Source organism: Streptomyces sp. MspMP-M5, assembly GCF_000373585.1.
GTDB lineage: Bacteria > Actinomycetota > Actinomycetes > Streptomycetales > Streptomycetaceae > Streptomyces.
The window spans coordinates 354,607-378,613 of sequence record NZ_KB891854.1 but is presented as its reverse complement, the minus strand read 5'-3'; the positions used below and the strand labels follow the sequence as shown (position 1 = coordinate 378,613).

The window sequence follows — 24,007 nt, the reverse complement described above, 5'->3', positions numbered from 1 at the left end:
CACCGCCCGCCCGATGGGCCGGCCGGACGTCCCCACGGATGTTCCGGCCGGCCCATCGGCGTCCGGGGCGATGCCCCACCCATCGGGTGAATCCCCGCCCCCCGAGGGCCCGCCGACGACGACCCCTTCCCGACATTGCGGAGACTCGGTCAGTTCAGCGCAGTCGCGAGGTCGTCCAGGCGGAGGTTCGCCCATGAGCACACAGCACGGACCACAGGGACACGGGCCGGGACACGGGCCACAGGGGCCCGGGCCCCGGGAGGGGACGCGCCGGGACCGAGGCGTCCTGCGGACGAAGAGCATCGAGCAGTCCATCCAGGACACCGAGGAGCCGGAGCACGCCCTCAAGAAGTCCCTCTCGGCGCTGGACCTGACCGTCTTCGGCGTCGGTGTGGTGATCGGCACCGGGATCTTCGTGCTCACCGGGAAGATCGCCAAGGAGCAGGCGGGACCCGCCGTCGCGCTCTCCTTCGTCGTCGCCGGTGTGGTCTGCGCGCTGGCGGCGCTGTGCTACGCGGAGTTCGCCTCCACCGTGCCGGTCGCCGGCTCCGCCTACACCTTCGCGTACGCCTCCCTGGGCGAACTGCCCGCCTGGATCATCGGCTGGGACCTCATCCTGGAGCTGGCTCTGGGGTGCGCGGTCGTCTCCGTCGGCTGGTCCGGCTATGTCCGCTCGCTGCTGGAGACCGGGGGGCTGCACCTGCCGCCGGAGCTGTCCGGCAGCCACGAGGGGCGGTTCGGGTTCGACCTGCTCGCCTGTGTCCTGGTGCTGGCCCTCACCGCCATCCTGGTGCTCGGCATGAAGCTCTCCTCCCGGGTGACGACCGTGGTCGTGGGCGTCAAGGTCACCGTCGTGCTGCTGGTCGTCATCGCCGGCGCGTTCTTCGTCTCCGGCGCCAACTACGACCCGTTCATCCCGCCCGCCCGGCCCACCACGGCCGGCGGCGGCCTGGCCGCGCCGCTCTCCCAGCTGATGTTCGGCTTCGCCCCGTCCCACTTCGGCGTGATGGGCATCTTCGCGGCCGCCGCGGTGGTCTTCTTCGCCTTCATCGGCTTCGACATCGTGGCCACCGCGGCCGAGGAGACCCGCGTCCCGCAGCGCGACGTGCCGCGCGGCATCCTCGGCTCGCTGGCCATCTGCACCCTGCTCTACGTCGCCGTCTCCGTCGTCGTCACCGGCATGGAGAAATACAGCTCGCTCTCCGTCGACGCCCCGCTGGCCGACGCCTTCAAGCACGTCGGGTACCCGTTCTACGCGGGCCTGATCAGCTTCGGCGCGGCGGTCGGCCTGACCTCGGTGTGCATGATCCTGCTGCTCGGCCAGAGCCGGGTGTTCTTCGCGATGAGCCGGGACGGGCTGCTGCCGCAGCTCTTCTCCCGTGTGCACCCCAAGTTCGGCACCCCGCACCGCTCGACCATCGTGCTGGGCGTCGTCGTCGCGGTGGTCTCCGGCTTCACCTCCATCGACGTGCTCGCCGAACTCGTCAACATCGGCACGCTCTTCGCGTTCGTCGTGGTCGCCGTCGGCGTCGTGCTGCTCCGCCGCTCCCGCCCCGACCTGCCGCGCGGCTTCCGCACCCCGTTCGTGCCGTACGTCCCGCTGCTGTCGGTGCTGGCGTCGCTCTGGCTGATGCTCAATCTGCCCGCCGAGACCTGGATCCGCTTCGCGCTCTGGATGGCGCTCGGCTTCGTCCTCTACTTCGTCTACGGCCGTTCGCACAGCCGCCTGGGCCTCCGGCAGCGGCAGCGCGCCACGGCCGGCGCCCGGTCGTAGAGCGGACGGCCACGCGGCCGCACACGCCGCTCTCGCGGGCTACGACGCCCCGTCGCGCCCTCTGCCACCCCACACCGTCCGGGGGCCCGTCACGCGGGCGCCCAGCGCCTGTACGCGCTCCCGCAGCCCGCGGTCCGCGGTGACCACCAGACAGTTCCGTCCGACGCCCTCCCGGGCCACCAGCTCCACGATCGCGTCGTCGCCGCTGCCGTACGCCGACACCACCCGCACGCCCGGTACGGACGCCACCCCGCGCGCCGCGCCCTCCACCACCAGCACCAGCTCCAGCGGCGGTTCGACCAGCCCCGGCAGCCCGGCGTCCGCACAGCCGGGCAGCGCGTCCCGCAGCCGCTCGGCCGCCCCGCGCCGGTCCCGCCACCAGCCGTCCGGCACCGAGCCGACGACGTTCGCGGCATCGACGATGACCAAGGAATCCATACCGCCAGCCTGCCACGGGCGGCACCGCCGGCGGACGCGTCCGCCCACCCGAAAGACGCGCGGACCGGCTCCACCGAGCCGGTCCGCGCGCCGACGTCCGCGGTGCGGAGGTCCCTTACGACCCCTTACGCGGGAACGCTCGCGATCCCCTGCGCCAGGAACTTCTTGCCGGTCACCCGCTCGGAGACGCCCTCGCGGTCCAGGTACGGCGTGATGCCGCCCAGGTGGAAGGGCCAGCCGGCGCCGGTGATCAGGCACAGGTCGATGTCCTGCGCCTCGGCGACCACGCCCTCGTCCAGCATCAGGCCGATCTCCTGCGCCACGGCGTCCAGCACCCGGTCGCGCACCTGCTCCTCGGTCAGCACCGAGTCGCCCTGCTTCAGCAGCGCGGCGACCTCCGGGTCCAGCTCCGGCGCGCCGGAGTCGTAGACGTAGAAGCCGCGCTTGCCGGCCTCGACGACCGCCTTGAGGTTGGGGGAGACCGTGAAGCGCTCCGGGAAGGCGCCGTGCAGCGTCTCGGAGACGTGCAGGCCGATCGCCGGGCCGACCAGCTCCAGCAGGACCAGCGGCGACATCGGCAGGCCGAGCGGCTCGACCGCCTTCTCGGCGACGGCGACCGGGGTGCCCTCGTCGATGACGTTCTGGATCTCGCCCATGAAGCGGGTCAGGATGCGGTTGACGACGAACGCCGGGGCGTCCTTCACCAGCACGGCCGTCTTCTTCAGCGACTTGGCGACCGCGAAGGCGGTGGCCAGCGACGCGTCGTCGGTCTTCTCCGCCCGGACGATCTCCAGCAGCGGCAGGATCGCGACCGGGTTGAAGAAGTGGAAGCCCACGACCCGCTCGGGGTGCTTGAGCTTGGAGGCCATCTCGGTGACCGACAGCGAGGAGGTGTTGGTGGCGAGCACGGCGTGCTCCGGCACCACCGCCTCGACCTCGGCGAACACCTGCTGCTTGACGCCCATCTCCTCGAAGACGGCCTCGATGACGAAGTCCGCGTCGCCGAAGGCGGCGGCCTTGTCGAGGTGACCGGAGACCAGGCCCTTGAGGCGGTTCGCCTTGTCCTGGTTGACCCGGCCCTTGAGCAGCAGCTTGTCGATCTCGCCGTGGACGTACGCCACGCCCTTGTCGATGCGGGCCTGGTCGATGTCCGTGAGGACGACCGGGACCTCCAGGCGGCGGGCGAACAGCAGCGCCAGCTGAGAGGCCATCAGACCGGCGCCGACCACGCCCACCTTGGTGACGGGGCGGGCCAGCGCCTTGTCCGGCGCGCCGGCCGGGCGCTTGGCGCGCTTCTGCACCAGGTTGAACGCGTAGATGCCGGAGCGCAGTTCGCCGCCCATGATGAGGTCGGCCAGCGCCTGGTCCTCGGCGTCGAAGCCCTGCCGCAGGTCGCCGTTCTTGGCGGCGGCGATGATGTCCAGCGCGCGGTAGGCGGCCGGGGCCGCGCCGTGCACCTTGCCGTCCGCGATCGCCTTGCCGCGCTGCACGGCCGCGTCCCACGCCTCGCCGCGGTCCACCTCGGGCCGGCTGACCTCGGTCTCGCCCGTCAGCACCGACGCGGTCCAGTCCAGCGACCGCTCCAGGAAGTCCGCGCCCTCGAAGAGCGCGTCCGCGATGCCGAGTTCGAAGACCTGCTTGCCCTTGAGCTGCTTGTTCTGGTTGAGCGAGTTCTCGATGATCACCGAGATCGCCTTGTCCGCGCCGATGAGGTTCGGCAGCAGCGTGCAGCCGCCCCAGCCGGGCACCAGACCGAGGAAGACCTCGGGCAGCGAGAAGGCCGGCAGCGCCTGGGAGACGGTGCGGTAGGTGCAGTGCAGACCGACCTCGACACCGCCGCCCATCGCGGCGCCGTTGTAGTACGCGAAGGTCGGCACGGCCAGCGCCGCCAGCCGCTTGAAGACGTCGTGGCCGCCCTTGCCGATGGCCAGCGCGTCCTCGTGGCGCTTGAGCAGTTCGACGCCCTTGAGGTCGGCGCCCACCGCGAAGATGAACGGCTTGCCGGTGATGCCGACGCCGACGATCGCGCCGTCCGCGGCCTCCTTCTCGACCTGGTCGATCGCGACGTTGAGGTTCGCCAGCGACTGCGGGCCGAAGGTGGTCGGCTTGGTGTGGTCCAGGCCGTTGTCCAGCGTGATGAGCGCGAACCTGCCCGCGCCCTTGGGGAGGTCGAGGTGGCGCACGTGCGCCTGCGTCACGACCTCGTCGGGGAACAGCTCGGCCGCACCCTTCAACAGCTCAGCGGTGGTGCTCACTTGCCCTCCCAGTGCGGGTTTTCCCAGATGACCGTGCCGCCCATGCCGAAGCCGACGCACATGGTGGTGATGCCGTAGCGGACCTCGGGCTGCTCCTCGAACTGCCGCGCCAGCTGCGTCATCAGACGCACGCCGGACGACGCCAGCGGGTGGCCGAAGGCGATCGCGCCGCCGTACTGGTTGACGCGCGGGTCGTCGTCGGCGATGCCGTAGTGGTCGAGCAGCGAGAGCACCTGGACGGCGAACGCCTCGTTGATCTCGAACAGGCCGATGTCGTCGATGGTCAGACCGGCCTTGGCCAGCGCCTTCTCGGTCGCCGGGACCGGGCCGATGCCCATCACCTCGGGCTCGACGCCCGCGAAGGCGTAGTCCACCAGGCGCATCTTGACCGGCAGGCCCAGCTCGCGGGCGACGTCCTCGGCGGCGATCAGCGAGGCGGTGGCGCCGTCGTTGAGCCCGGCGGCGTTGCCCGCGGTCACCCGGCCGTGCGGGCGGAACGGGGTCTTCAGGCCGGCGAGGTTCTCCAGCGTCGTGCCCGGGCGCATCGGCTCGTCGGCGGTGGCCAGGCCCCAACCGGTCTCGCCGGCCTCTGCGTTGGTGCGGCGCACCGAGATCGGCACCAGGTCCTGCTGGATCTTGCCGTTGGCGTACGCCTTCGCGGCCTTCTCCTGGCTGCGCACCGCGTACTCGTCGGCGCGCTGCTTGGTGAGGTGCGGCAGCCGGTCGTGGAGGTTCTCGGCGGTCATGCCCATGAACAGGGCGGACTGGTCGACCAGCTTCTCGCTCACGAACCTCGGGTTGGGGTCCACGCCCTCGCCCATCGGGTGCCGGCCCATGTGCTCGACACCGCCGGCCACCGCGAGGTCGTACGCGCCGAAGGCCACCCCGCCGGCGACGCTGGTCACCGCGGTCATCGCACCGGCGCACATCCGGTCCACGGAGAACCCGGGCACGGACTGCGGCAGCCCCGCCAGGATGGCGGCGGTACGGCCCAGGGTCAGGCCCTGGTCGCCGATCTGGGTGGTGGCGGCGAGGGCGACCTCGTCGATACGGGCCGGGTCCAGATCCGGGTTGCGGCGCAGCAGCTCCCGGATGCACTTGACGACCAGGTCGTCGGCGCGGGTCTCGTGGTAAATGCCCTTCGGGCCCGCCTTGCCGAACGGGGTGCGGACGCCGTCGACGAAGACGACGTCCCTAGCGGTACGAGGCACGTTGGCTCTCCTCCAGGTGCGGGATGGCACTGCTGCGGGGCGCCCCGGGGGCGCGTCCCAACCGACATGCTACTTACGGGTAACCAACCTGCCCACCCCCACCGCCCGGAGCGGTGAAGGTCACACCGTGCCGGCGGACGGGCCGGGAGGGGGTGTGCGCCCCACGGGCGGCCGCGGCCGTGGAGCGGGCGACCGGAAACGTCCGGATCCCGACGGGTCCTGACGCAAACCCGACACGTGCCCACTTAAAGTGATCACATGACTACACAGAGGAGTGCGGTGCTCTGCACCGTCGTCGCCCTGGGCGGCGCCCTGCTCGCGGGCTGCGGAAACGGCCACGCCACCGGGACGGGTGTCGTCGGCCACGAGCGGGCGGTCCCCGCCTCGGCCCCCGCGGCCTCGCCCGGCACCAGGCTCACCGCGGACCAGGCCGAACGGAAGGCGCTGATCCCCGCCGCCAAGGTCGACTACGAGCGGGCGCTGCGCGCCGCCGTCGCCGAAGTCCGGGCCGCGAAGCCGGTCGCCGCCGAGCTCAAGGGCACGTCTAAGAGCCCCTATTGGCGCACGCAGGTCGCCACCTCCGGCGGGACGGACCGTGTGGTCCACGTCGACGCGGTCACCGGCCGGGCCGAGCCGCCGCGCACCGACTCGGACGACGCCGGCGACCGGAGGAAGCTGGCCGCCCGGCTCGCCGCGGCCACCGTCACCCCGCAGCAGGCCGTCGGGACGGCCACCGCCAGGACCAGGGGCACGGTCAGCGCCGTGGAGCTGGGCGACGCCGGCCACGGCAGCCGGAAGCCGGCCTGGTCGGTGGACGTGGTCAGCACCGACGACTGGAAGAAGACCACCTACGACATCGACGCCACCGACCGCAAGGTGCTCCGGATGCACGTCGACCGGGACTGATCCCACGGATCGGTCCCGGCCGACGGGGGCGGGCGGCGCCGGGGGCGTCAGCCGTCCCCGGTGCCCGACAGCAGGGCCTCGGTGAGCAGCGGCGCGACCAGCTCGATCTGCCAGGGACGGGCGCCGTGTCCGGCCAGGACGTCGGCGACCGTCTCCGGGGTCGGGCCGGCCGGCGGCTCCCAGCACAGCCGGCGCACGGTGTCGGGGGTGATCAGATTCTCCTGGGGGAGGTTCAGCCGCTCGGCGAGCGCGGTCACCGCTCCGCGGGCGGCCGAGAGCCGGGCCGCCGCGGCCGGGTCCTTGTCGGCCCACGAGCGGGGCGGCGGCGGGCCGTTGAGCGGCTGGCCGGGCTGCGGCAGCTCGCTCTCCGGCAGCGCCCGCGCCCGGTCGACCGCGCCCTGCCACTGCTCCAGCTGACGCCGGCCCATCCGGTGCCCGAAACCGGACAGCGCGGCCAGCGCGTGGGTGTTGGGCGGGAGTTGGAGCGCGGCCTCGATGATCGCGGCGTCGCCGAGCACCTTGCCGGGCGAGACGTCGCGCCGCTGGGCGACCTGGTCGCGCAGCGTCCACAGCTCCCGGACCACCGCCATCTGCCGGCGCCGGCGCACCTTGTGCATGCCGGACGTGCGGCGCCAGGGGTCCTTGCGGGGCGGCGGCGGGGGAGCGGCGGCGATCGCCGCGAACTCCTGCCGGGCCCACTCCAGCTTGCCCTGCCGGTCCAGCTCCTCCTCCAGCGCGTCGCGCAGGTCCACCAGCAGCTCGACGTCGAGCGCGGCGTAGCGCAGCCACGGCTCGGGCAGCGGGCGGGTGGACCAGTCGACGGCGGAGTGGCCCTTCTCCAGGGCGAAGCCGAGGACGTTCTCGACCATGGCGCCCAGGCCGACCCGGGCGAAGCCGGCCAGCCGCCCGGCCAGCTCGGTGTCGAACAGCCGGCTCGGGACCATCCCTATGTCACGCAGGCAGGGCAGGTCCTGGGTGGCGGCGTGCAGCACCCACTCGGCGTCGGAGAGCGCCTCTCCCAGTGCGGAGAGATCGGGGCAGCCGACCGGGTCGATCAGTACGCTGCCGGCGCCCTCGCGGCGCAGCTGGACCAGATAGGCGCGCTGGCCGTAGCGGTAGCCGGAGGCGCGCTCGGCGTCCACCGCGACCGGGCCACGGCCGGCGGCGAAGGCGGCGACGACCTCGGCGAGCGCCTCGGGCGTGGCGGTCACCGGGGGGATGCCCTCGCGGGGGTCCAGTAGGGGTACCGGCGCCGGTCGGGATGCCGGAGGCGACTCTCCGGATGCTCGCAGTGTCGTGTCTGCTGCGGTCTTTTGGGCGTCGGTCACCAGTCAAGGGTATCTGTGGATGCACGTCGCCCGTCGGGGGAATCTTCCCTCGACGGGCGAGAAGGGGCGGGAGGCGGGGTTCAGTGGATGATGCCGGTGCGCAGCGCGACCGCCACCATTCCGGCCCGGTCGCCGGTGCCGAGCTTGCGCGCGATCCGGGCGAGATGGCTCTTCACGGTCAGTGCCGAGAGACCCATCGAGACGCCGATGGCCTTGTTCGACTGGCCCTCCGCCACCAGCCGCAACACCTCCACCTCGCGCCCGGACAGCTCGCGGTAGCCGCCGGGGTGGCCCGGGGCGCCCGGCGGGCGGCGCTGCATCCGGGCCGCGTTGGCGCCGATCGGCGAGGTGCCCGGCCGGCCCGGGAGGCCGAGGTTGGTGCGGGTGCCGGTGACGACGTAGCCCTTGACGCCGCCGGCGAGGGCGTTGCGCACGGCGCCGATGTCGTCGGCCGCGGACAGGGCGAGGCCGTTGGGCCAGCCGGCCGCCCGGGTCTCGGACAGCAGGGTGAGGCCGGAGCCGTCGGGAAGGTGGACGTCGGCCACGCAGATGTCGCGCGGGTTGCCGACGCGTGGACGGGCCTCCGCGATGGACGACGCCTCGATCACGTCACGTACGCCGAGGGCCCACAGGTGACGGGTGACGGTGGAGCGGACGCGAGGGTCGGCCACGACGACCATGGCGGTCGGCTTGTTCGGGCGGTAGGCGACCAGGCTCGAAGGCTGCTCAAGGAGAACTGACACCGGGCCTCCTGGGGAGTGGCGGGGACGGAAGCCGACTGGGGAAAGCCGGAATGATCCGTGTTTGAAGGGTCACTGACCTCTTCGGCAGCAATACGGCGGGACTTTAGAGTTTGATCACGATTTAGTTAGGGGCAATTCGGGCAAATCGGATGCGTGAGCGATCAAGGTGAGTATGGAGTGCACATCGAGGTGATCACAGGCGTACGGAAACGGCGAAGTGCCGCGCACCCGGACATCCCGGACACACGGCACCTCGCGGTCGTATTGCTCCCTCAGCGGGCCTGCGGGCCGCGGCGCTGGGGCAGTGCCACCACCCCGCCGTGCGGCGGGGGGTCGAGCGGGGTCGGGGGCAGGCCCGCCACCTGGCACAGCAGGTCGCACCAGGCCGACAGATGCGCGGCGAGGTCCGGCACCCCGCCGGGCCCCTCCTCCGGCGTCCATGACGCCCGGATCTCGATCTGGGTCACCGGCTCCCGTGCCGCCAGCCCGCCGAAGTAGTGCGACCCGGCCCGGGTGACCGTCCCGCTCGGCGCGCCGTAGCGCACCCCGCGGGCCTCCAGCGCACCGGTCAGCCAGGACCACGACACCTCGGGCAGCAGCGGATCGGTGCCCATCTCCGGCTCCAGCTCCGCGCGGGCCAGCGTCACCACCCGGAACGTCCCCTGCCAGGTCTCGTCGCCGGCCGGCTGGTGCAGCACCACCAGCCGCCCGTCGGCCAGGTCCCGGTCCTCGCCGTCCGGCCCCGCCCCGCGCTCGACGACCACGGCCTCCAGGGCGTAGGCGAACGGTGCCAGCCGCTTCGGCGCGGGGGTCGGGTCGGTCTCGATCTCCGGCCGCAGCCGTGCCGCGCGGAGCGCCTCGACCGCCTGACGGAAGGGGATCGGGGTCTCGTCCGCGCTGTCCGCGAGGTGTTCTTGAGCCGCAGCCATGCCCGGAAGGTTAGGCGGAAGACGGCGCGCATACGGGGAGGACACCCGATGCGCGCGTCGCCCGTTCGGAGGTGCCGAGGGGCGCATGCGAAGATTTGCCGCGTGAGTGCCAACGACGCCCGGACGGGCCAGCAGCAGACCGCGACGTACGACTCGGCCTTCCTCAAGGCGTGCCGGCGCGAGCCGGTGCCGCACACGCCGGTGTGGTTCATGCGGCAGGCCGGGCGCTCGCTCCCCGAGTACCGCAAGGTCCGCGAGGGCATCGCGATGCTGGACTCCTGCACGCGGCCCGAGCTGGTCACCGAGATCACGCTGCAGCCCGTCCGCCGGCACGGCGTGGACGCCGCCGTCTACTACAGCGACATCGTGGTGCCCCTGAAGGCCATCGGCATCGACCTGGACATCAAGCCCGGCGTCGGCCCGGTCGTCGAGAACCCGATCCGCAGCCGCGCCGACCTGGAGCGGCTGCGCCCGCTGGAGCCCGGCGACGTCCCCTACGTCACCGAGGCCATCGGCCTGCTCACCCGCGAGCTGGGCGGCACCCCGCTGATCGGCTTCGCCGGCGCCCCGTTCACCCTCGCCAGCTACCTCGTCGAGGGCGGCCCGTCCCGCAACCACGAGCACACCAAGGCCCTGATGTACGGCGACCCGCAGCTGTGGGCCGACCTGATGCACCGGCTCGGGGACATCACCACCGCCTTCCTCAAGGTCCAGATCGAGGCCGGGGCCGGTGCGGTGCAGCTCTTCGACTCCTGGGTCGGCGCGCTCTCCCCGGCCGACTACCGGCGCGCGGTGCTGCCGGCCTCCGCCAAGGTCTTCGACGCGGTCGCCCCCTACGGCGTCCCGCGGATCCACTTCGGCGCCGGCACCGGCGAACTCCTCGGCCTGCTGGGCGAGGCCGGCGCGGACGTGGTCGGCGTCGACTGGCGGGTCCCGCTGGACGAGGCGGCCCGCCGGGTCGGCCCCGGCAAGGCGCTCCAGGGCAACCTCGACCCGGCCGTGCTCTTCGCCCCCCGCGAGGCCGTCGAGACCAAGGCCCGCGAGGTCCTCGACGCCGCCGCCGGCCTCCCGGGCCACATCTTCAACCTCGGCCACGGTGTGCTGCCCGACACCGACCCGGACGCGCTGACCCGCCTCGTCGAGTACGTCCACACGCAGACCGCGCGCTGAACGGGGCGGGAGGCCGGGCGACTTCTTCTGGTTCTTCCGGATCGGGCCGCCTCCGGGTCAGGCCCCGGCCTCCCGCACCGCCGCGGTCGCCTTGCGGGCCGCCACCAGGACCGGGTCCCACACCGGAGAGAACGGCGGGGCGTAGCCCAGGTCCAGGGCGGTCATCTGCTCCACCGTCATCCCCGCGGTGAGCGCCACCGCGGCGATGTCCACCCGCTTCCCGGCGCCCTCCCGGCCGACGATCTGCACCCCCAGCAGCCGCCCGGTGCGCCGCTCGGCGAGCATCTTCACGTGCATCGGGCGGGCCTCGGGGTAGTAGCCGGCGCGGCTGGTCGACTCGACGGTGACGCTCACGAACCGCAGCCCCGCCGCCCGTGCCTGGCGCTCCAGCAGCCCGGTGCGGGCGATCTCCAGATCGCAGACCTTGCTGACGGCCGTGCCGACGACCCCCGGGAAGGTCGCGTAGCCGCCGGCCACGTTGGACCCGATCACCTGGCCGTGCTTGTTGGCGTGGGTGCCCAGCGCGATGTGCCGGTGCTCGCCGGTGATCAGATCGCGCACCTCGACGCAGTCCCCGCCCGCCCACACCTGCTCCTGGCCGGCCACCCGCATCGCCAGGTCGGTGCGCAGGCCGCCGGACGCGCCCAGCGGCAGCCCCGCCGCCTCGGCCAGCGCGGTCTCCGGGCGCACGCCCAGCCCCAGCACGACCACGTCCGCCGGGTACGCGGCGTCGTCCGTGACCACCGCGCGGGCCGGGCCGTCCGCCCCCTGTGTCAGTACCGCGGTCACCCGCGCACCGGTCACGACCTCGATGCCCATCCCCGACATCGCGGTGTGCACCAGCGCCCCCATGTCCGGGTCCAGGGTGGACATCGGCTGCGCGCCCTGCTCCAGCACCGTCACCTCGTAGCCCCGGTGGACCAGCGCCTCGGCCATCTCGACGCCGATGTAGCCGGCGCCGATCACCACCGCCCGCCGGACCGGTGCGCCGCGCAGACCGGCCAGCAGCCGCTGCCCGTCCTCCAGCGTCTGCACCCCGTACACGCCCGGCGCGTCGATCCCCGGCAGCGGCGGCCGCAGCGGGCGCGCCCCGGTGGCCACCACCAGCTTGTCGAAGCCCGTCCACTCCTCCCGGCCGCCGTCCGCCAGATCCCGGGTGCGCACCCGGGACCGGTCCAGGTCGATCTCGGTGACCTCGGTGCGCAGCCGCAGGTCGATGTCGCGGGCCCGGTGCTCGTCCGCGGTCCGGGCGATCAGCGCGTCCGGGCCGTCCACCACGCCGCCGACCCAGTACGGGATGCCGCAGGCGGAGTACGACGTGAAGCGGCCGCGCTCGAAGGCCGTGATGGCCAGCGCGTCCGGGCCCTTCAGCCGCCGGGCCTGTGAGGCGGCGGACATCCCCGCCGCGTCGCCGCCGATGACCACCAGCCGCTCCGGCGCCGCCATCGCCGTCTCCTCTCGTTCGGTGCCGCGGTCCGCGGCGTTCCGGTCGGTCCGCCCGCTCCGCCGCGCTCCATGATCGCGGCGCGGGGTGCCGCGGTGCGGGACCGGCGGCACCCGGGCCGCAGCGGAAGCGGGTGGCCGATCGGGTACCCGGATCAGAAGGGGTAGGCCGCCGGGGTGGCGCGCACCGTCGTCCAGCGGGTCTCGGTGAACGCGTCGAGATTGGCCTCGCCACCGAAGCGGGCGCCGGTCCCGGAGTCGGCCAGTCCGCCGAAGGCCGCCACCGGCTCGTCGTTGACGGTCTGGTCGTTGATGTGCAGCAGCCCGGTCGGGATCCGGTCGGCCAGCTCCAGAGCGCGGGCCGCGTCGCGGGTGACGACGCCCAGCGCCAGCCCGTAGGAGGACTCGTTGGCCAGCGCCACCGCCTCGTCGAGGGTCCGGAAGGCGCGGACCGGCGCGACCGGCCCGAAGACCTCCTCGCCGTACGCGGGGGAGGCGCCCACCGAGCCCGGTCCGGTCGTGTCCGGGCCCGCGTCGGCGAGGACCGTCGGCCGGTAGAACAGCTCCTCGTGGGTGCCGCCGGCGGCGATCCGCACACCCGCCGCGGCGCTCCGCCGCACCAGCGCGTCGATCTTGCCGAGCTGGCCGCGGTCGATGACCGGACCGAGGTGCACCTGCGCGCGGAACGGGTCCCCGACCGTCAGCGCGTCCGCCTTCGCCGCCAGCCGCGCCACGTACTCGTCGTAGAGCGAGGCGGGCACGAGGTGCCGGCCGGCCGTCATGCACACCTGGCCCTGGTGGAAGAACGACGCCCAGGCGGCGGTGGACATCGCCGCGTCCAGATCGGCGTCCGGCAGCACCAGGAAGGCGCTGTTGCCGCCCAGTTCGAGATGGGCCCGCTTGAGGTGCCGGGCGGCCAACGCGCCGACGCTGCGGCCGGCCGCGGTCGAGCCGGTGAAGGAGATCACCCGCACCCGCGGATCCTCGACCAGCGCCCGCCCGGCGTCCGCGCCGCCGGGCAGCACGTGCAGCAGCCCCGCCGGCAGACCGGCCTCGGCGAAGACCGCGGCGAGCACGTGCCCGCCGCACACCGCGGTCCGCGGATCGGGCTTGAGCACCGCCGCGTTGCCCAGCGCCAGGGCCGGCGCGACGGACCGGACCGCGAGGACCAGCGGGACGTTGAACGGCGTGATCACCCCGACCACGCCGGCCGGCACCCGGGTGGTGTACGACAGGCGCGGCGCGCCCGAGGGCAGCACCTGGCCGAGCGGGCGGTGGGCGAGCGCCGCGGCCTCGTAGCACTCCTCGGCCGCGGTGCGGATCTCGAACTCGGCCTTGCCGCGGACGCTGCCGGCCTCCCGGACGAGCCACTCGCCGATCTCCTCGGCGTGCCGGTGCACGAGGTCGCCGGCCCGGCGCAGCACCGCGGCCCGTTCCGCGTACGGCCGGCGCGCCCAGTCCCGCTGCGCCGCGGCGGCCGCGCCCGCCGCGTCCGCGACGTCGGCGGGCGCGGCCAGCGTCAGCTCCGCCAGTGCCTCGCCGGTCGCGGGCTCCAGTGCCGCGGCGGGGCCGCCGCGCAGGGCGCACCAGTCCTTGGGGTCGAGCAGGGCCATCGGCCAACCTCCGGGATCACGGCGTCAGTTGATTGGTCAACGAGTGTGCCCCATGCCGCCGCCGCACGCCCGCCGGACGGCCGACGCCGGACGCCCGACCGTCAGAAGCGCCCTAGCGCTCCAGCACCAGCGCCGACCCCTGGCCCACGCCGATGCACAGGGCCGCCAGGCCGGTGCCCGAGCCGCGGGCGGCGAGCTGATGGGCCACCGCGCCGGCGAGCCGGGCCCCGGAGGCGCCCAGCGGGTGGCCGATGGCGATGGCGCCGCCGCGCGGATTGACCACCGTGGGGTCGAGCTCCGGCCACTGGGCGACGCAGCCCAGCGCCTGGGCCGCGAACGCCTCGTTCAGCTCGCAGACCGCCAGATCGCCGAAGCCCCGCCCGGCCCGCGTAAGCGCCCGCCGGACCGCCTCGACCGGGCCCAGCCCGAACAGCTGCGGCTCGACGCCGGTCACCGCGCTCGCCCGGACGCGGGCCAGCGGCTCCCGCCCGGTGGCCCGCAGCCCCTCCTCGCTGACCAGCAGCAGCGCGGCGGCGCCGTCGTTGAGCGGCGAGGAGTTGCCGGCGGTGACCGTGCCGCCCTCGGTGCGGAACACCGGCTTCAGCCTGGAGAGCGCCTCCAGCGAGGAGTTCTCCCGGATCGTCTCGTCGCGGGCCAGCGCGACCCCCGGCACCGGCACGACCTCCGCGGCGTAGTCGCCCGCCGCCCAGGCCCGGACCGCCTTCTGATGGCTGGCCAGCGCGAACACGTCCTGCTGCTCGCGGGTGATGCCGTGCTTCTCGGCGATCAGCTCGGCGCCCTCGCCCAGCGACACCGTCCACTCCGGCGCCATCCGCGGATTGACCATCCGCCAGCCCAGCGTCGAGGAGAACATCTCCTGATGGCCCGCCGGGAAGGCCCGCTCCGGCTTGCGCAGCACGTACGGCGCCCGGCTCATCGACTCCACGCCGCCGGCCACCGCGATCTCCGCGTCGCCGTGCGCGACCGCCCGCGCCGCCTGGACGACCGCCTCCAGCCCGGACCCGCACAGCCGGTTGACCGTCACGCCGGGCACGGTGACCGGCAGCCCGGCCAGCAGCACCGCCATCCGCGCCACGTTGCGGTTGTCCTCGCCCGCGCCGTTGGCGTCGCCGAAGTACACGTCGTCGATCCGCGCCGGGTCGAGCCGCGGGGTGCGGTCCACCAGGGCGCGCAGCACATGGGCGGCGAGGTCGTCGGGGCGCGTCCCGGCCAGTGCGCCGCCGTACTTGCCGACCGGGGTCCGCACCGCGTCGACGATGTAGACGTCCCGTACGGCGTCCCCTGCGTGTGGCTCGGTCATCAGGCTGTGTCCTCGCTGTCTGCCCCGACTGGGCGCTCTGCGCTGTCCTCGCGTACCGGCTCGGGCGGCCGGGCGGTACGAAGATCGCCACCCGCCGACCCCGAGTCTTTGCCCGGCGCCGCCCGGTGTCAACGGTGCACCCGGCCGCCTTCACCGGACCCGCCGGACGCCTCGGGCGCCTCGGGCGCGGGCCGGCTCCCGGGGGAGCGGACCGGCTCCGAACGGCCCGGACCGGCTCTGAGAGAGTGGAGGACATGAGCACAGCGCACAGCGGTACGGGCCGGGCACCCGGTCATGTCGTGGTCGTCGGCGGCGGGATCGCGGGGCTGGCCGCCGCACACCGGCTGCTGGCCGGCGGCGCCCGGGTGACCCTGCTGGAGGCGTCGGCGCGCCTCGGCGGCAAGCTGCTGGCCGGCGAGATCGCGGGCGTGCCGGTCGATCTCGGCGCCGAGTCGATGCTGGCCCGGCGGCCGGAGGGGGTGGAGCTGGCGCGGGCCGTGGGCCTGGCCGACCGGCTCCAGCCGCCCGGCACCGCCACCGCCTCGCTGTGGACGCGCGGTGCGCTCCGCCCGATGCCCAAGGGACATGTGATGGGCGTCCCCGGCGACCTGGGGCCGCTGGCCGCCTCCGGGGTGCTCTCCCCGGAGGGCCTGGCGCGCATCGAGGAGGACCGGACGCTGCCGACGACCGAGGCCGGCGCCGACGTCGGGGTCGGCGCGTACGTCGCGGCCCGGCTCGGCCGGGAGGTCGTCGACCGGCTCGTCGAGCCGCTGCTCGGCGGGGTCTACGCCGGCGACGCCTACCGCATCTCGATGCGCGCCGCCGTGCCGCAGCTCTTCGACGCGGCCCGCCGCGGCGGTTCGCTGATCGAGGGCGTCCGGGCCATCCAGGAGCGCGCCGCGGCCGCCGCCTCCGAGGGGCCGGCGGCGAACGGCCCGGCCTCGGTCTTCATGGGCATCGCCGGCGGCATCGGCACCCTGCCCGGCGCGGTCGCGGACGCGGTCCGCCGCTCCGGCGGCGAGATCCTGCTGCGCACGCCGGTGCACGAGCTGCGCTGGGCCGGTGCGGACGGCTGGCACCTCCGGGCGGGCGAGCGCACGCTCACCGCCGACGCGGTGGTCCTGGCCGCCCCCGCGGCCGCCGCCGCACGGCTGCTGCACGCCGGCTGCCCGGCCGCCGCCGGCGAACTGTCCGCCGTCGAGTACGCCTCGATGGCGCTGGTCACCATGGCCTTCCGGCGCGCTGACCTGACCACCGTGCCGGGCGGCAGCGGCTTCCTCGTCCCGCCGGTCGACGGCCACCGGATCAAGGCGTCCACCTTCGCCAGCCACAAGTGGAACTGGATCGCCGAGGCCGACCCGGACCTCTTCGTGCTCCGCACCTCCCTCGGCCGCTACGGCGACGAGGCCGACCTCGCCCGCGACGACGACGAACTGGTGAAGCTCTCCCTGGCCGACCTCGGCGAGGCGGTCGGCCTGGCCGCCCGGCCGGTGGCCACCACCGTGACCCGCTGGGACGGCGGACTGCCGCAGTACACCGTCGGCCATGTGGACCGGGTGGCGCGCATCCGGGCCGCCGTCGCCGGCCTGCCGGGCCCGCTGCGGGTCTGCGGCGCGCTCTACGACGGCGTCGGCATCCCGGCGTGCATCGGTTCCGCCCGGCGGGCCGCCGACGAGGTCCTCGGGACCCTGGCGGCGGGCTCCGCCGGCGGCGAGTGAGAATGGACGACATGACAGACGCTTCCGCCCCCGACACCGCCAAGATCCCCAACGCCGGCAAGAAGGCCAAGGACCTCAACGAGGTCATCCGCTACACCCTCTGGTCGGTCTTCAGGCTGCGCGACGTCCTCCCCGACGACCGGTCCGGCTACGCCGACGAGGTCGAGGAGCTGTTCGCCCAGCTCGCCGCCAAGGACGTGGTGGTCCGCGGCACCTACGACCTCTCCGGCCTGCGCGCCGACGCGGACGTGATGATCTGGTGGCACTCGGAGAACTCCGACGACCTCCAGGAGGCGTACAACCGCTTCCGCCGCACGCGTCTGGGCCGCGCGCTCGCGCCGGTGTGGTCGAACATGGCGCTGCACCGCCCCGCCGAGTTCAACAAGTCGCACATCCCGGCCTTCCTGGCCGACGAGCACGCCCGCGACTACGTGAGCGTCTACCCGTTCGTCCGCTCCTACGACTGGTACCTCCTCCCCGACGAGGACCGCCGCCGGATGCTCGCCGACCACGGCAAGATGGCCCGCGGCTTCCCCGACGTCCGCGCCAACACCGTCGCCTCCTTCTCGCTGGGCGACTACGAGTGGATCCTCGCCTTCGAGGCCGACGAGCTGCACCGCATCGTCGACCTGATGCGCCACCTGCGCGGCTCCGAGGCGCGGCGGCACGTCCGCGAGGAGATCCCCTTCTACACCGGCCGCCGCAAGCCGGTCGCCGAGCTGATCGCCGGCCTGGCCTGACCGGCACCGGCCCGCCTGGCACGCAGCCGTACGGGCCGCCCCCCGAGGGACGGCCCGTACGCGTGGCACCGGGGCGGCGGCTCTCCCTTCCCCGGCCCTACCGCCCCTTCACCTTCACCTGCTGCACCAGCGCCTGCCGGGACCGCTGGATCGGCTGCCCCGGCACCGGCTCGGCGCGCGGCGCGCAGTACGCCCGGTGCCCGGGCACCTTCCCGCGCAGCAGATACGCCTCGACATGGGCGTTGACACAGGCGTTGTCGCCCAGCGCGATGCCGTGGGTGCCCGCCGCCCGCTCGGTGACCAGCGACGAACCGGGCAGCCGCCGCTGCAGCTCCAGCGCGCCCGGGTACGGCGTGGCCGCGTCCCGCTCGGCGGCCAGCAGCAGCACCGGCGGCAGCGCACCGGGCTCGGTGCGCACGTCCAGCGGGCCGCGCGGGCCCAGCGCGGAGTCCAGGGCGGTGTCGGCGGCGCGCCGGGAGGCGTCGGCCAGCGTGCCGCCGGCCGGCGCGCCCTTGGCGGCCCGGTGGGCGGTGGTGCGGATCGCCTCCTCGACGCCGGCCGCCGCCGACTGCCGGTGGTTCGGCCAGAACGCACACGGCAGGTTCATCCAGACGTTGTCCCAGGTCTCGAACGGCGCGGTGCGGGCCAGGGTGGTGTTGTCCCGGTCCCAGACGCGCCAGTCGCGCGGCCAGGCCGCGTCGTTGCACTCGACGGCGGTGTAGACGGCGTTGGCGTTCTCCTCGCCCGCGGCATCGGGGGAGGGCAGCGCCTGGGCGAGCAGCTGCTGGGCGTCGCCGCGCAGGTACTTCGACAGCGCGTCCGCGCGCAGTGGCCAGAACGCGTCGTTGTAGCCGGTCTTGAGGAACGCCGCCTGCAGCTGGCCGGGGCCGATCCGGCCGTTGGCCGGTTCCCGCCGCAGCCGCCTGACGGCGGTGTCGTACGAGCGCTGCACGGCCTCCTGGTCGGCCCCCAGGTGGTAGGTGGCGTCGTGCCTGGCGACCCAGTTCAGCCAGTCGTGCCAGCGGCGTTCGAAGGCGACGCTCTGGTCGAGGTTGTTGCGGTACCAGATCTGCCGGGGGTCGGGGTTGACCACGCTGTCGAAGACCATCCGGCGGACGTGGCCGGGGAACAGCGTCGCGTAGACCGCGCCGAAGTACGTCCCGTAGGACGCGCCCATGAACGTCAGCTTCTTCTCGCCGAGCGCCGCCCGCAGCATGTCCAGGTCCCGGGCGTTGTTGACCGAGTTGTAGAACGGCAGGTCGGCGCCGGCCCGCTGGGCGCAGCCGTGGGCGTACGCCTTGGCCTCCGCCACCTTCTTCCGCTTGAAGGACTCGCTGGGGTACCGCGGGCTGTCCGTGGGGGCTTTGACGAACTCCTTGGGGCTCACGCAGGACAGCGGCGCGCTGTGCCCCACCCCGCGCGGCGCGTAGCCGACGAAGTCGTAGGCGCGGGCGGTCCGGCGCCAGGTGGGCAGCCCGCCGTAGAGGGGGAACTGCAGGCTGGAGGCGCCGGGGCCGCCGGGGTTGAAGACCAGGGCGCCCTGGCGCTCGCCGGGCGCGGCGGCCCGGGACCGGCTGACCGCCAGCTTGATCTTCTTGCCGTTGGGGCGCGCGTAGTCGAGCGGCACGGTGAGGGTGCCGCACTCGATCGACGACGGGAGGTGTTCCACGGCCGCGCACCGGCCGAAAGTGAGGGGGTGGACGGGGGCGGGCGGCGCCGACGGGTCCCGGACGGCGCCGCCGGCCGGTGGGGTGGCGAGGCCGGTCAGGACCAGCGACCCGAGGGCGCCGTACAACGCAAGTGCTCTCACGAGCCGTCCCTTCGTATGGTGCGTGGTGCGCGGTGCGGGGCTCCGTGAGGGGCTCGCTGCACTGGGTCGCACGGTGGGCATACAAAAGGGATAGTTGGGCCAACTGGTGGCGAAGTAAAGCACCGTACGGCGGTGTCGGACGCTATGCCCCGGAAGAGTGGAGCGCCTCGCGCAAACCGGGATCGGTGAGCACCGCGGGCCCGAACAGCGCCAGCCCCGTCAGCCCGGCCGGGGCCGGGGACGACCGCCGCTCCCGTGGGCCGTGGTGCTCCTGGCGCAGTCGCGCCTCGCCGGCGTCGGTGGCCCAGCCGGTGTACGGGTGGGCCTCGGCGCGGGCGACGAGCCAGGTGCCGAGGGTGAGGATCAGCGGCAGCGCGAACCACGCCAGCACCAGCCGGTCCACCCGGCCGGACGGCGCCGCCCAGTACGTCGCGCCGGCGGCCAGCAGCACCACGAGGGCGGTGGCCCGCAGCCGGCGGACGGCGGCGCCGACCCCCGTACGGACCGTGGCGGGCGCCGCGAGACCGGCGCGCACCAGCCGGTCGGCCAGCCCGTGGACCGCGTCGGTACCGGACAGGGCGTGCCGTACGGCCGGTATGCGCTGCTGCCCCTCCGGGCCGATGGCGGTGAGCGCGGCGCGCTCGACCGGGTCCTTGCCGACCGGGTCGACGACCGTGGCCCAGCCGGTGTGGGCCAGGTGCAGTCGCCGCTGCTGGGCCATCAGGACGAGCACCACGTCGGCGAGCCGGTGTGGGCCGCCGGAGAGGTACGCCGTCTCGTACAGGGTCAGCCCGGCGGGGGCGGCGCCGGGGGCCGGTCCGGTGTCCGGCGGCGTGCCCTGGGCGCGGTGCAGGGCGTGCCCGGCGACGACCGCCGCGCGGCAGACCCGGACGCAGGAGGCGACCGCCGCGGCCCAGGCGAGCAGGAGGAAGAGGAGCCACATGGCGGAGGTTCTACGGGACGGCGGGCGCCGCCGCCATGAGCTTTCTCACGATGCGGACATCTTGCCCAAGGTGGCCGGTGCCGCCCAACGCGCGGCGCCGGTCCGGCGCTTCACGTCGGGCGTGTCCACAGACGCGAACCGACGGCCCGTCAGCTACCGGGTGCGGTGCAGGGCGCGTCGCAGCGACGCGGCGCGCCGGGCGGCGGCCCGTGCGAGGCGCGCCGCGGGGCCCGCGGACGGCGGCCGCGGCCCGGCCCGGTCGCGCCACCAGCGGGCCAGCCGCCGCCGCGCCACCGGGTCTGCGGGGCGCTCCCGGGCCAGGAGGAACGCCGCGAAGTCCAGGGCGTCCTGGCGGTAGCCGCCGCGCATGGGGCGGTTGCGGGCGTAGTCGAGGAAGGCCGGCCGGTAGCCGTCGCCGAGCAGCTCCGGAAGCTCGGGCGCGACCTTGGCGACCACCGAGGCCCGCTTGGCGGCCAGCGCCCGGCTCTGCACCCGCAGCCGGGTACGGTCGAAGCCCTCCGGGGCGGGCGTCCCGGCCACCAGCGCCGACAGCAGCGCCGTCTGCGCCAGCGCCAGCCGTTCCCGGGCCGGACCGGTGTCCCGCGTCTCAGGCCGCCGCGCCATGGCGCGCCCCCTCCACCACCGCGCGGATCGCGTCGAGTTCACCGGCCAGCGCCGCGCCCTCGGGGAAGTCGTCGTCGCGCTCCAGCAGCACCCCGGGCGGATCGACCCGGGCGCACAGCTCCGCGAGGACGTCCAGGACCGGCTGGGTCACCGGGTGCGCATGGCTGTCGTGCCACACCCCGTCCCGCTCGACGCCGCCGGCGACATGGACGTAGGCGATCGCCTCCACCGGCAGCTCGTCGAGCGCCGCGGCCGGGTCCTCGCCGCGGTTGACGTGATTGGTGTGGAGGTTGGCGACGTCGATCAGCAGCCGGACCCCGGTGCGCTCGACCAGCTCCGACAGGAAGCGCCCCTCGGTCAGCTCCTCACCGGGCCAGGCGAACAGCGCGGCGATGTTCTCCAGGGCCAGCGGCACCGGGAGCGCGTCCTGGGCGATCCGGACGTTCTCGCACAGCACGTCGAGCGCGTCCCGGGTGCGCGGCACGGGCAGCAGGTGCCCGGCCTCCATCACCGGCGACGCGGTCAGCGGGCCGCCCGCGCGGACGAACGCGAGGTGCTCGGTGACCAACGGGGCGTCCAGCGCGGTGGCCCGCTCGGCGAGCGCCGCCAGCCGCCCGGCGTCCGGCCGGTCCGCACCGCCGAGCCCCAGCGAGACGCCGTGCGGCACCACCGTCGTGCCGCGCTCCCGCAACTCCCGCAGGGCGTCCGGGAGATGGCCCGGGCAGACGTTCTCGGCCACCACCTCCACCCAGTCCACCCCGGGCAGTGCGGCGATCTCCGCGGCGATCTCCGGCCGCCAGCCGATGCCCGTCCCCAAATGCCGCATGGTCCCCCCTGTCGTTCCTCTCGGTCGGGGTACTCCTCACCGCGCGCGGCCCGGACAATCGCCCGGCCGCGCGGTTCAGAGGTTGATCTGAGCTTCGCCCGGCACCGGCCGGGCGGGCCGCGGCCCCGGAGTGACGTGCCCCGGCCGCCGCCTCCGGCCGGGGCTCAGCGGGCCACCTCGAACCCGACCGCCGCGTCCGGAGACGGTCGGCAGCCCGGCGACCACGGTGAAGCCGGGGAGCGAGGTCGGCATGGGTACACGGTATGTCCCGTCGGGGGCGGCGCCTCCGACGGGGGACGGGTGCCGGGGAGCCGACCCGGCCGTCAGCGGGCGGCGGGCAGCGAGGAGCCGGGCAGCGCCGGATGGTCGGCGACCACCGTGCACGAGCCGCTGGGTATCTCCGTGAAGCCGGCGTCCCGCACCACGGGCAGTCCGCCGGTGGTCAGTGCCGCCCACGCCGCGGGCTCGGCCGTCCGCACCGCGAGCGGGAAGCCCGCCGCGCGCCAGGACTCCCGCTCCGCCGCGGACAGCCCCCACCACGCCAGCTGCGCGCCGTGCCCGGCCTGCGCCATCGCCTTGCCTGCCGACATCTCCAGCGCCGGACTGAGCCACAGCACCGGCACGCCGTCCGCCGGCTCCGCGGGGGCGCCGGGATCGTCCAGCTCGGTGCCGGAGACCTGGAGCCGCGCCAGCTCCTTCGGCCAGCCGTCCAGCGGCACCGGCGGGAAGACCCGCACCTCGGCCGCGCGGCCGGTGACCGTGATGCCGGGCAGCGCGGCGGCCCGCCGCCACTCCGCGCCGCGCGCCCGCCGCACCACCTTCCGTATCCGGGAGTCCTGCCAGGCGTGCACCACCGGGGCCCACTCGCCCGCGCCGGCGGACCGCTCGTCGGAGAGCAGCACCAGCACCGCCCGCGCCGCCGTCTCCAGCGCGTCGGTGCGCGCCGGCGGGGCGTCCCGCTCCAGGCGCACCACGAGCGGCAGCACGTACTCCGGTGCCGTCTCCGTCCGCTCCGCAGCCTGTTCCATGGCCTGCTCCGCGGTCTCCTCACGGGCGGCCGGCGGGCGGTCGTGGTCGTCGATCCGGGTGGGCCGGCTGTGCTCGCCGGCCGGGCCGGCGGTCTCGGTACTGGTCACCCGATCAGTCTGCCAGCCGCCACCGACATCCCCCGCGCGTGCCCGCGGTCGCCGTGTGTGCCCCCGGCAACCCGGCGCGCCCCGCGCCGCGTTACTGTCGGCGCCGGCGGGGAAGCGGAGCAGCGGGGGAGGTGCCGCCCATGCCGGGGCGGGGGGCCGAGCGGATGCGGCTGGACGGGGTCGGACGGCGCTACGGGCTGCGCGGCTCCTGGGTGCTGCGCGAGGTGCGGCTCGACGTGCCGGCGGGTGCGCTGCTGCGCGTCGAGGGGACGAACGGCAGCGGGAAGTCCACGCTGCTGCGGCTGCTCGCCGGTATCGACCGGCCCACCACCGGCCGGATCACCGGCCGCCCGCGCACCGCCTACGTACCCGAACGGTTCCCGGCCGCCCTGCCGTTCACCGCCGCCGGCTACCTCACCCACCTCGGCCGCGTCCACGGCCTGCGGACGCCGGAGGCCGCCGGCCGGGCCGCCGAGTGGCTGGCCCGCTTCGGCGCCTCCGGCCGCGCCCGTACCCCGCTGGCCGAGCTCTCCAAGGGGACCAGCCAGAAGGTTGCGGTGGCTCAGGCGCTGCTCGCCGAGCCCGAACTCCTCGTCCTGGACGAGGCGTGGACCGGTCTGGACCCGGCCGCCCGCGAGGTCCTCGACCGTGCGGTCGGCGAGCGGGTCGCCGCCGGCGGCACCGTCGTCTTCGTCGACCACGACCCGCGCCGGCTCGCCGGGGCCGCGGACGCCCGCTACCGCGTCGCCGACGGCCGGCTGCTGCCCCAGGAGTCCGCGGCGGCCGCCGACCCGGTGGACGGGGCCGTGCCCGACCCGGGGCCGTGGACCGTCATCGAGGCGGAGGGCCCGTCCGGCAGCCCGCCGCCCGGCCTCCCCGGGGCACCGCATCTCGCCCCCGGCCCCGGCGGCACCCTCCGGCTGACCGTCCCGGCCGCCCACTCCGACGCCCTGCTCCGCGCCCTGCTCACCGCGCGCCCGCCCTGGCACATCCGCGCGGTCGCCGCCGCCGAGCCGCCCGGCCCCGGAACACCGGCCCCCGGCACGCCCGCCCCCGGAGGAGCGCCCCGCCCATGACCG

Annotated in this window: 19 protein-coding genes and 1 pseudogene; 6 read left to right on the top strand and 14 right to left on the bottom strand. The window is 74.8% G+C overall.

Annotated features, from left to right (window positions below; translation table 11 throughout):
• Positions 1 to 193: 193 nt before the first annotated feature.
• Positions 194 to 1,774 carry an amino acid permease gene (locus tag B073_RS0104825; RefSeq protein WP_018536960.1) on the top strand — a complete coding sequence of 527 codons (1,581 nt, stop codon included), beginning with the start codon at positions 194 to 196 and terminating at the stop codon, positions 1,772 to 1,774.
• Between the two features lie 39 nt (positions 1,775 to 1,813).
• On the opposite strand, the gene B073_RS0104820 is transcribed toward B073_RS0104825, so the two are convergent.
• From B073_RS0104820 to B073_RS0104810, 3 genes are all read right to left on the bottom strand, one after another.
• Positions 1,814 to 2,212, bottom strand: coding sequence for a hypothetical protein (locus B073_RS0104820; protein WP_018536959.1), 399 nt, complete (start codon positions 2,210 to 2,212; stop codon positions 1,814 to 1,816).
• 125 nt (positions 2,213 to 2,337) lie between these two features.
• On the bottom strand, positions 2,338 to 4,467 hold the full coding sequence (locus B073_RS0104815; protein ID WP_018536958.1) for a 3-hydroxyacyl-CoA dehydrogenase NAD-binding domain-containing protein: 2,130 nt from the start codon (positions 4,465 to 4,467) through the stop codon (positions 2,338 to 2,340).
• Positions 4,464 to 5,678 carry a thiolase family protein gene (locus B073_RS0104810; RefSeq protein WP_018536957.1) on the bottom strand — a complete coding sequence of 405 codons (1,215 nt, stop codon included), beginning with the start codon at positions 5,676 to 5,678 and terminating at the stop codon, positions 4,464 to 4,466. Before B073_RS0104810 ends, B073_RS0104815 begins: the two co-directional genes overlap by 4 nt.
• A gap of 258 nt (positions 5,679 to 5,936) precedes the next feature.
• Here B073_RS0104810 and B073_RS0104805 point away from each other — a divergent pair, with 258 nt between their 5' ends.
• Positions 5,937 to 6,584 carry a PepSY domain-containing protein gene (locus B073_RS0104805; RefSeq protein ID WP_051093908.1) on the top strand — a complete coding sequence of 216 codons (648 nt, stop codon included), beginning with the start codon at positions 5,937 to 5,939 and terminating at the stop codon, positions 6,582 to 6,584.
• Between the two features lie 47 nt (positions 6,585 to 6,631).
• Here B073_RS0104805 and B073_RS0104800 read toward each other — a convergent pair whose 3' ends face one another.
• The 3 genes from B073_RS0104800 to B073_RS0104790 all read right to left on the bottom strand — a co-directional run bounded on the left by B073_RS0104800 (position 6,632) and on the right by B073_RS0104790 (position 9,584).
• Entirely contained in the window at positions 6,632 to 7,912 is a 1,281-nt protein-coding gene (locus B073_RS0104800) for a ribonuclease D (protein WP_026247066.1), read from the bottom strand.
• An 80-nt stretch (positions 7,913 to 7,992) separates the two neighbouring features.
• Positions 7,993 to 8,655: a response regulator transcription factor gene (locus B073_RS0104795; protein ID WP_018536954.1), complete on the bottom strand. Its 663-nt coding sequence runs from the start codon at positions 8,653 to 8,655 to the stop codon at positions 7,993 to 7,995.
• Between the two features lie 272 nt (positions 8,656 to 8,927).
• Positions 8,928 to 9,584, bottom strand: coding sequence for a DUF3000 domain-containing protein (locus tag B073_RS0104790; protein ID WP_018536953.1), 657 nt, complete (start codon positions 9,582 to 9,584; stop codon positions 8,928 to 8,930).
• Positions 9,585 to 9,686: 102 nt separating this feature from the next.
• On the opposite strand from B073_RS0104790, the gene hemE reads away from it, so the two are divergent.
• Positions 9,687 to 10,754, top strand: a complete 1,068-nt coding sequence (gene hemE, locus B073_RS0104785) for a uroporphyrinogen decarboxylase (protein WP_018536952.1) — start codon at positions 9,687 to 9,689, stop codon at positions 10,752 to 10,754.
• 57 nt (positions 10,755 to 10,811) lie between these two features.
• On the opposite strand, the gene B073_RS0104780 is transcribed toward hemE, so the two are convergent.
• The 3 genes from B073_RS0104780 to B073_RS0104770 form a co-directional block, all read right to left on the bottom strand.
• Entirely contained in the window at positions 10,812 to 12,200 is a 1,389-nt protein-coding gene (locus tag B073_RS0104780; protein WP_018536951.1) for an FAD-dependent oxidoreductase, read from the bottom strand.
• Positions 12,201 to 12,352: 152 nt separating this feature from the next.
• The gene (locus B073_RS0104775; RefSeq protein ID WP_018536950.1) at positions 12,353 to 13,810 is read right to left on the bottom strand and encodes an aldehyde dehydrogenase family protein; all 1,458 of its coding nucleotides are present in this window, start codon (positions 13,808 to 13,810) and stop codon (positions 12,353 to 12,355) included.
• 112 nt (positions 13,811 to 13,922) lie between these two features.
• Positions 13,923 to 15,131: a thiolase family protein gene (locus tag B073_RS0104770; RefSeq protein WP_018536949.1), complete on the bottom strand. Its 1,209-nt coding sequence runs from the start codon at positions 15,129 to 15,131 to the stop codon at positions 13,923 to 13,925.
• A gap of 254 nt (positions 15,132 to 15,385) precedes the next feature.
• Between B073_RS0104770 and hemG the strand changes: the two genes are divergently transcribed.
• Both hemG and hemQ read left to right on the top strand, forming a co-directional pair.
• Positions 15,386 to 16,849, top strand: coding sequence for a protoporphyrinogen oxidase (gene hemG, locus B073_RS0104765; RefSeq protein ID WP_026247065.1), 1,464 nt, complete (start codon positions 15,386 to 15,388; stop codon positions 16,847 to 16,849).
• A gap of 2 nt (positions 16,850 to 16,851) precedes the next feature.
• Positions 16,852 to 17,589, top strand: coding sequence for a hydrogen peroxide-dependent heme synthase (hemQ, locus tag B073_RS0104760; RefSeq protein ID WP_018536947.1), 738 nt, complete (start codon positions 16,852 to 16,854; stop codon positions 17,587 to 17,589).
• Positions 17,590 to 17,686: 97 nt separating this feature from the next.
• On the opposite strand, the gene B073_RS0104755 is transcribed toward hemQ, so the two are convergent.
• The 5 genes and pseudogenes from B073_RS0104755 to B073_RS0104740 all read right to left on the bottom strand — a co-directional run bounded on the left by B073_RS0104755 (position 17,687) and on the right by B073_RS0104740 (position 22,820).
• Entirely contained in the window at positions 17,687 to 19,399 is a 1,713-nt protein-coding gene (locus B073_RS0104755; protein ID WP_026247064.1) for an alpha/beta hydrolase, read from the bottom strand.
• A gap of 142 nt (positions 19,400 to 19,541) precedes the next feature.
• Positions 19,542 to 20,342, bottom strand: a complete 801-nt coding sequence (locus B073_RS0104750) for a TIGR04222 domain-containing membrane protein (protein WP_018536945.1) — start codon at positions 20,340 to 20,342, stop codon at positions 19,542 to 19,544.
• Positions 20,343 to 20,495: 153 nt separating this feature from the next.
• Positions 20,496 to 21,792: pseudogene (locus B073_RS39115) on the bottom strand (DUF692 domain-containing protein).
• Between the two features lie 75 nt (positions 21,793 to 21,867).
• A complete protein-coding gene (locus tag B073_RS46220) occupies positions 21,868 to 22,044 on the bottom strand; it encodes a hypothetical protein (RefSeq protein ID WP_158690088.1) in 177 nt (58 codons plus the stop codon).
• A gap of 71 nt (positions 22,045 to 22,115) precedes the next feature.
• Entirely contained in the window at positions 22,116 to 22,820 is a 705-nt protein-coding gene (locus B073_RS0104740) for a peptidyl-tRNA hydrolase (RefSeq protein WP_051093920.1), read from the bottom strand.
• A 272-nt stretch (positions 22,821 to 23,092) separates the two neighbouring features.
• Here B073_RS0104740 and B073_RS0104735 point away from each other — a divergent pair, with 272 nt between their 5' ends.
• Entirely contained in the window at positions 23,093 to 24,004 is a 912-nt protein-coding gene (locus tag B073_RS0104735) for an ATP-binding cassette domain-containing protein (RefSeq protein ID WP_051093919.1), read from the top strand.
• Positions 24,005 to 24,007: the final 3 nt, after the last annotated feature.

Coding starts and splice junctions, on each gene's coding strand:
- B073_RS0104825 (WP_018536960.1), top strand. CDS start 194: ATGAGCACACAGCACGGACCACAGGGACACGGGCCGGGACACGGGCCA.
- B073_RS0104820 (WP_018536959.1), bottom strand. CDS start 2,212: ATGGATTCCTTGGTCATCGTCGATGCCGCGAACGTCGTCGGCTCGGTG.
- B073_RS0104805 (WP_051093908.1), top strand. CDS start 5,937: ATGACTACACAGAGGAGTGCGGTGCTCTGCACCGTCGTCGCCCTGGGC.
- B073_RS0104790 (WP_018536953.1), bottom strand. CDS start 9,584: ATGGCTGCGGCTCAAGAACACCTCGCGGACAGCGCGGACGAGACCCCG.
- B073_RS0104780 (WP_018536951.1), bottom strand. CDS start 12,200: ATGGCGGCGCCGGAGCGGCTGGTGGTCATCGGCGGCGACGCGGCGGGG.
- B073_RS0104775 (WP_018536950.1), bottom strand. CDS start 13,810: ATGGCCCTGCTCGACCCCAAGGACTGGTGCGCCCTGCGCGGCGGCCCC.
- B073_RS0104770 (WP_018536949.1), bottom strand. CDS start 15,131: ATGACCGAGCCACACGCAGGGGACGCCGTACGGGACGTCTACATCGTC.
- hemG (WP_026247065.1), top strand. CDS start 15,386: ATGAGCACAGCGCACAGCGGTACGGGCCGGGCACCCGGTCATGTCGTG.
- hemQ (WP_018536947.1), top strand. CDS start 16,852: ATGGACGACATGACAGACGCTTCCGCCCCCGACACCGCCAAGATCCCC.
- B073_RS0104750 (WP_018536945.1), bottom strand. CDS start 20,342: ATGTGGCTCCTCTTCCTCCTGCTCGCCTGGGCCGCGGCGGTCGCCTCC.
- B073_RS46220 (WP_158690088.1), bottom strand. CDS start 22,044: ATGCCGACCTCGCTCCCCGGCTTCACCGTGGTCGCCGGGCTGCCGACC.
- B073_RS0104740 (WP_051093920.1), bottom strand. CDS start 22,820: ATGGAACAGGCTGCGGAGCGGACGGAGACGGCACCGGAGTACGTGCTG.
- B073_RS0104735 (WP_051093919.1), top strand. CDS start 23,093: ATGCGGCTGGACGGGGTCGGACGGCGCTACGGGCTGCGCGGCTCCTGG.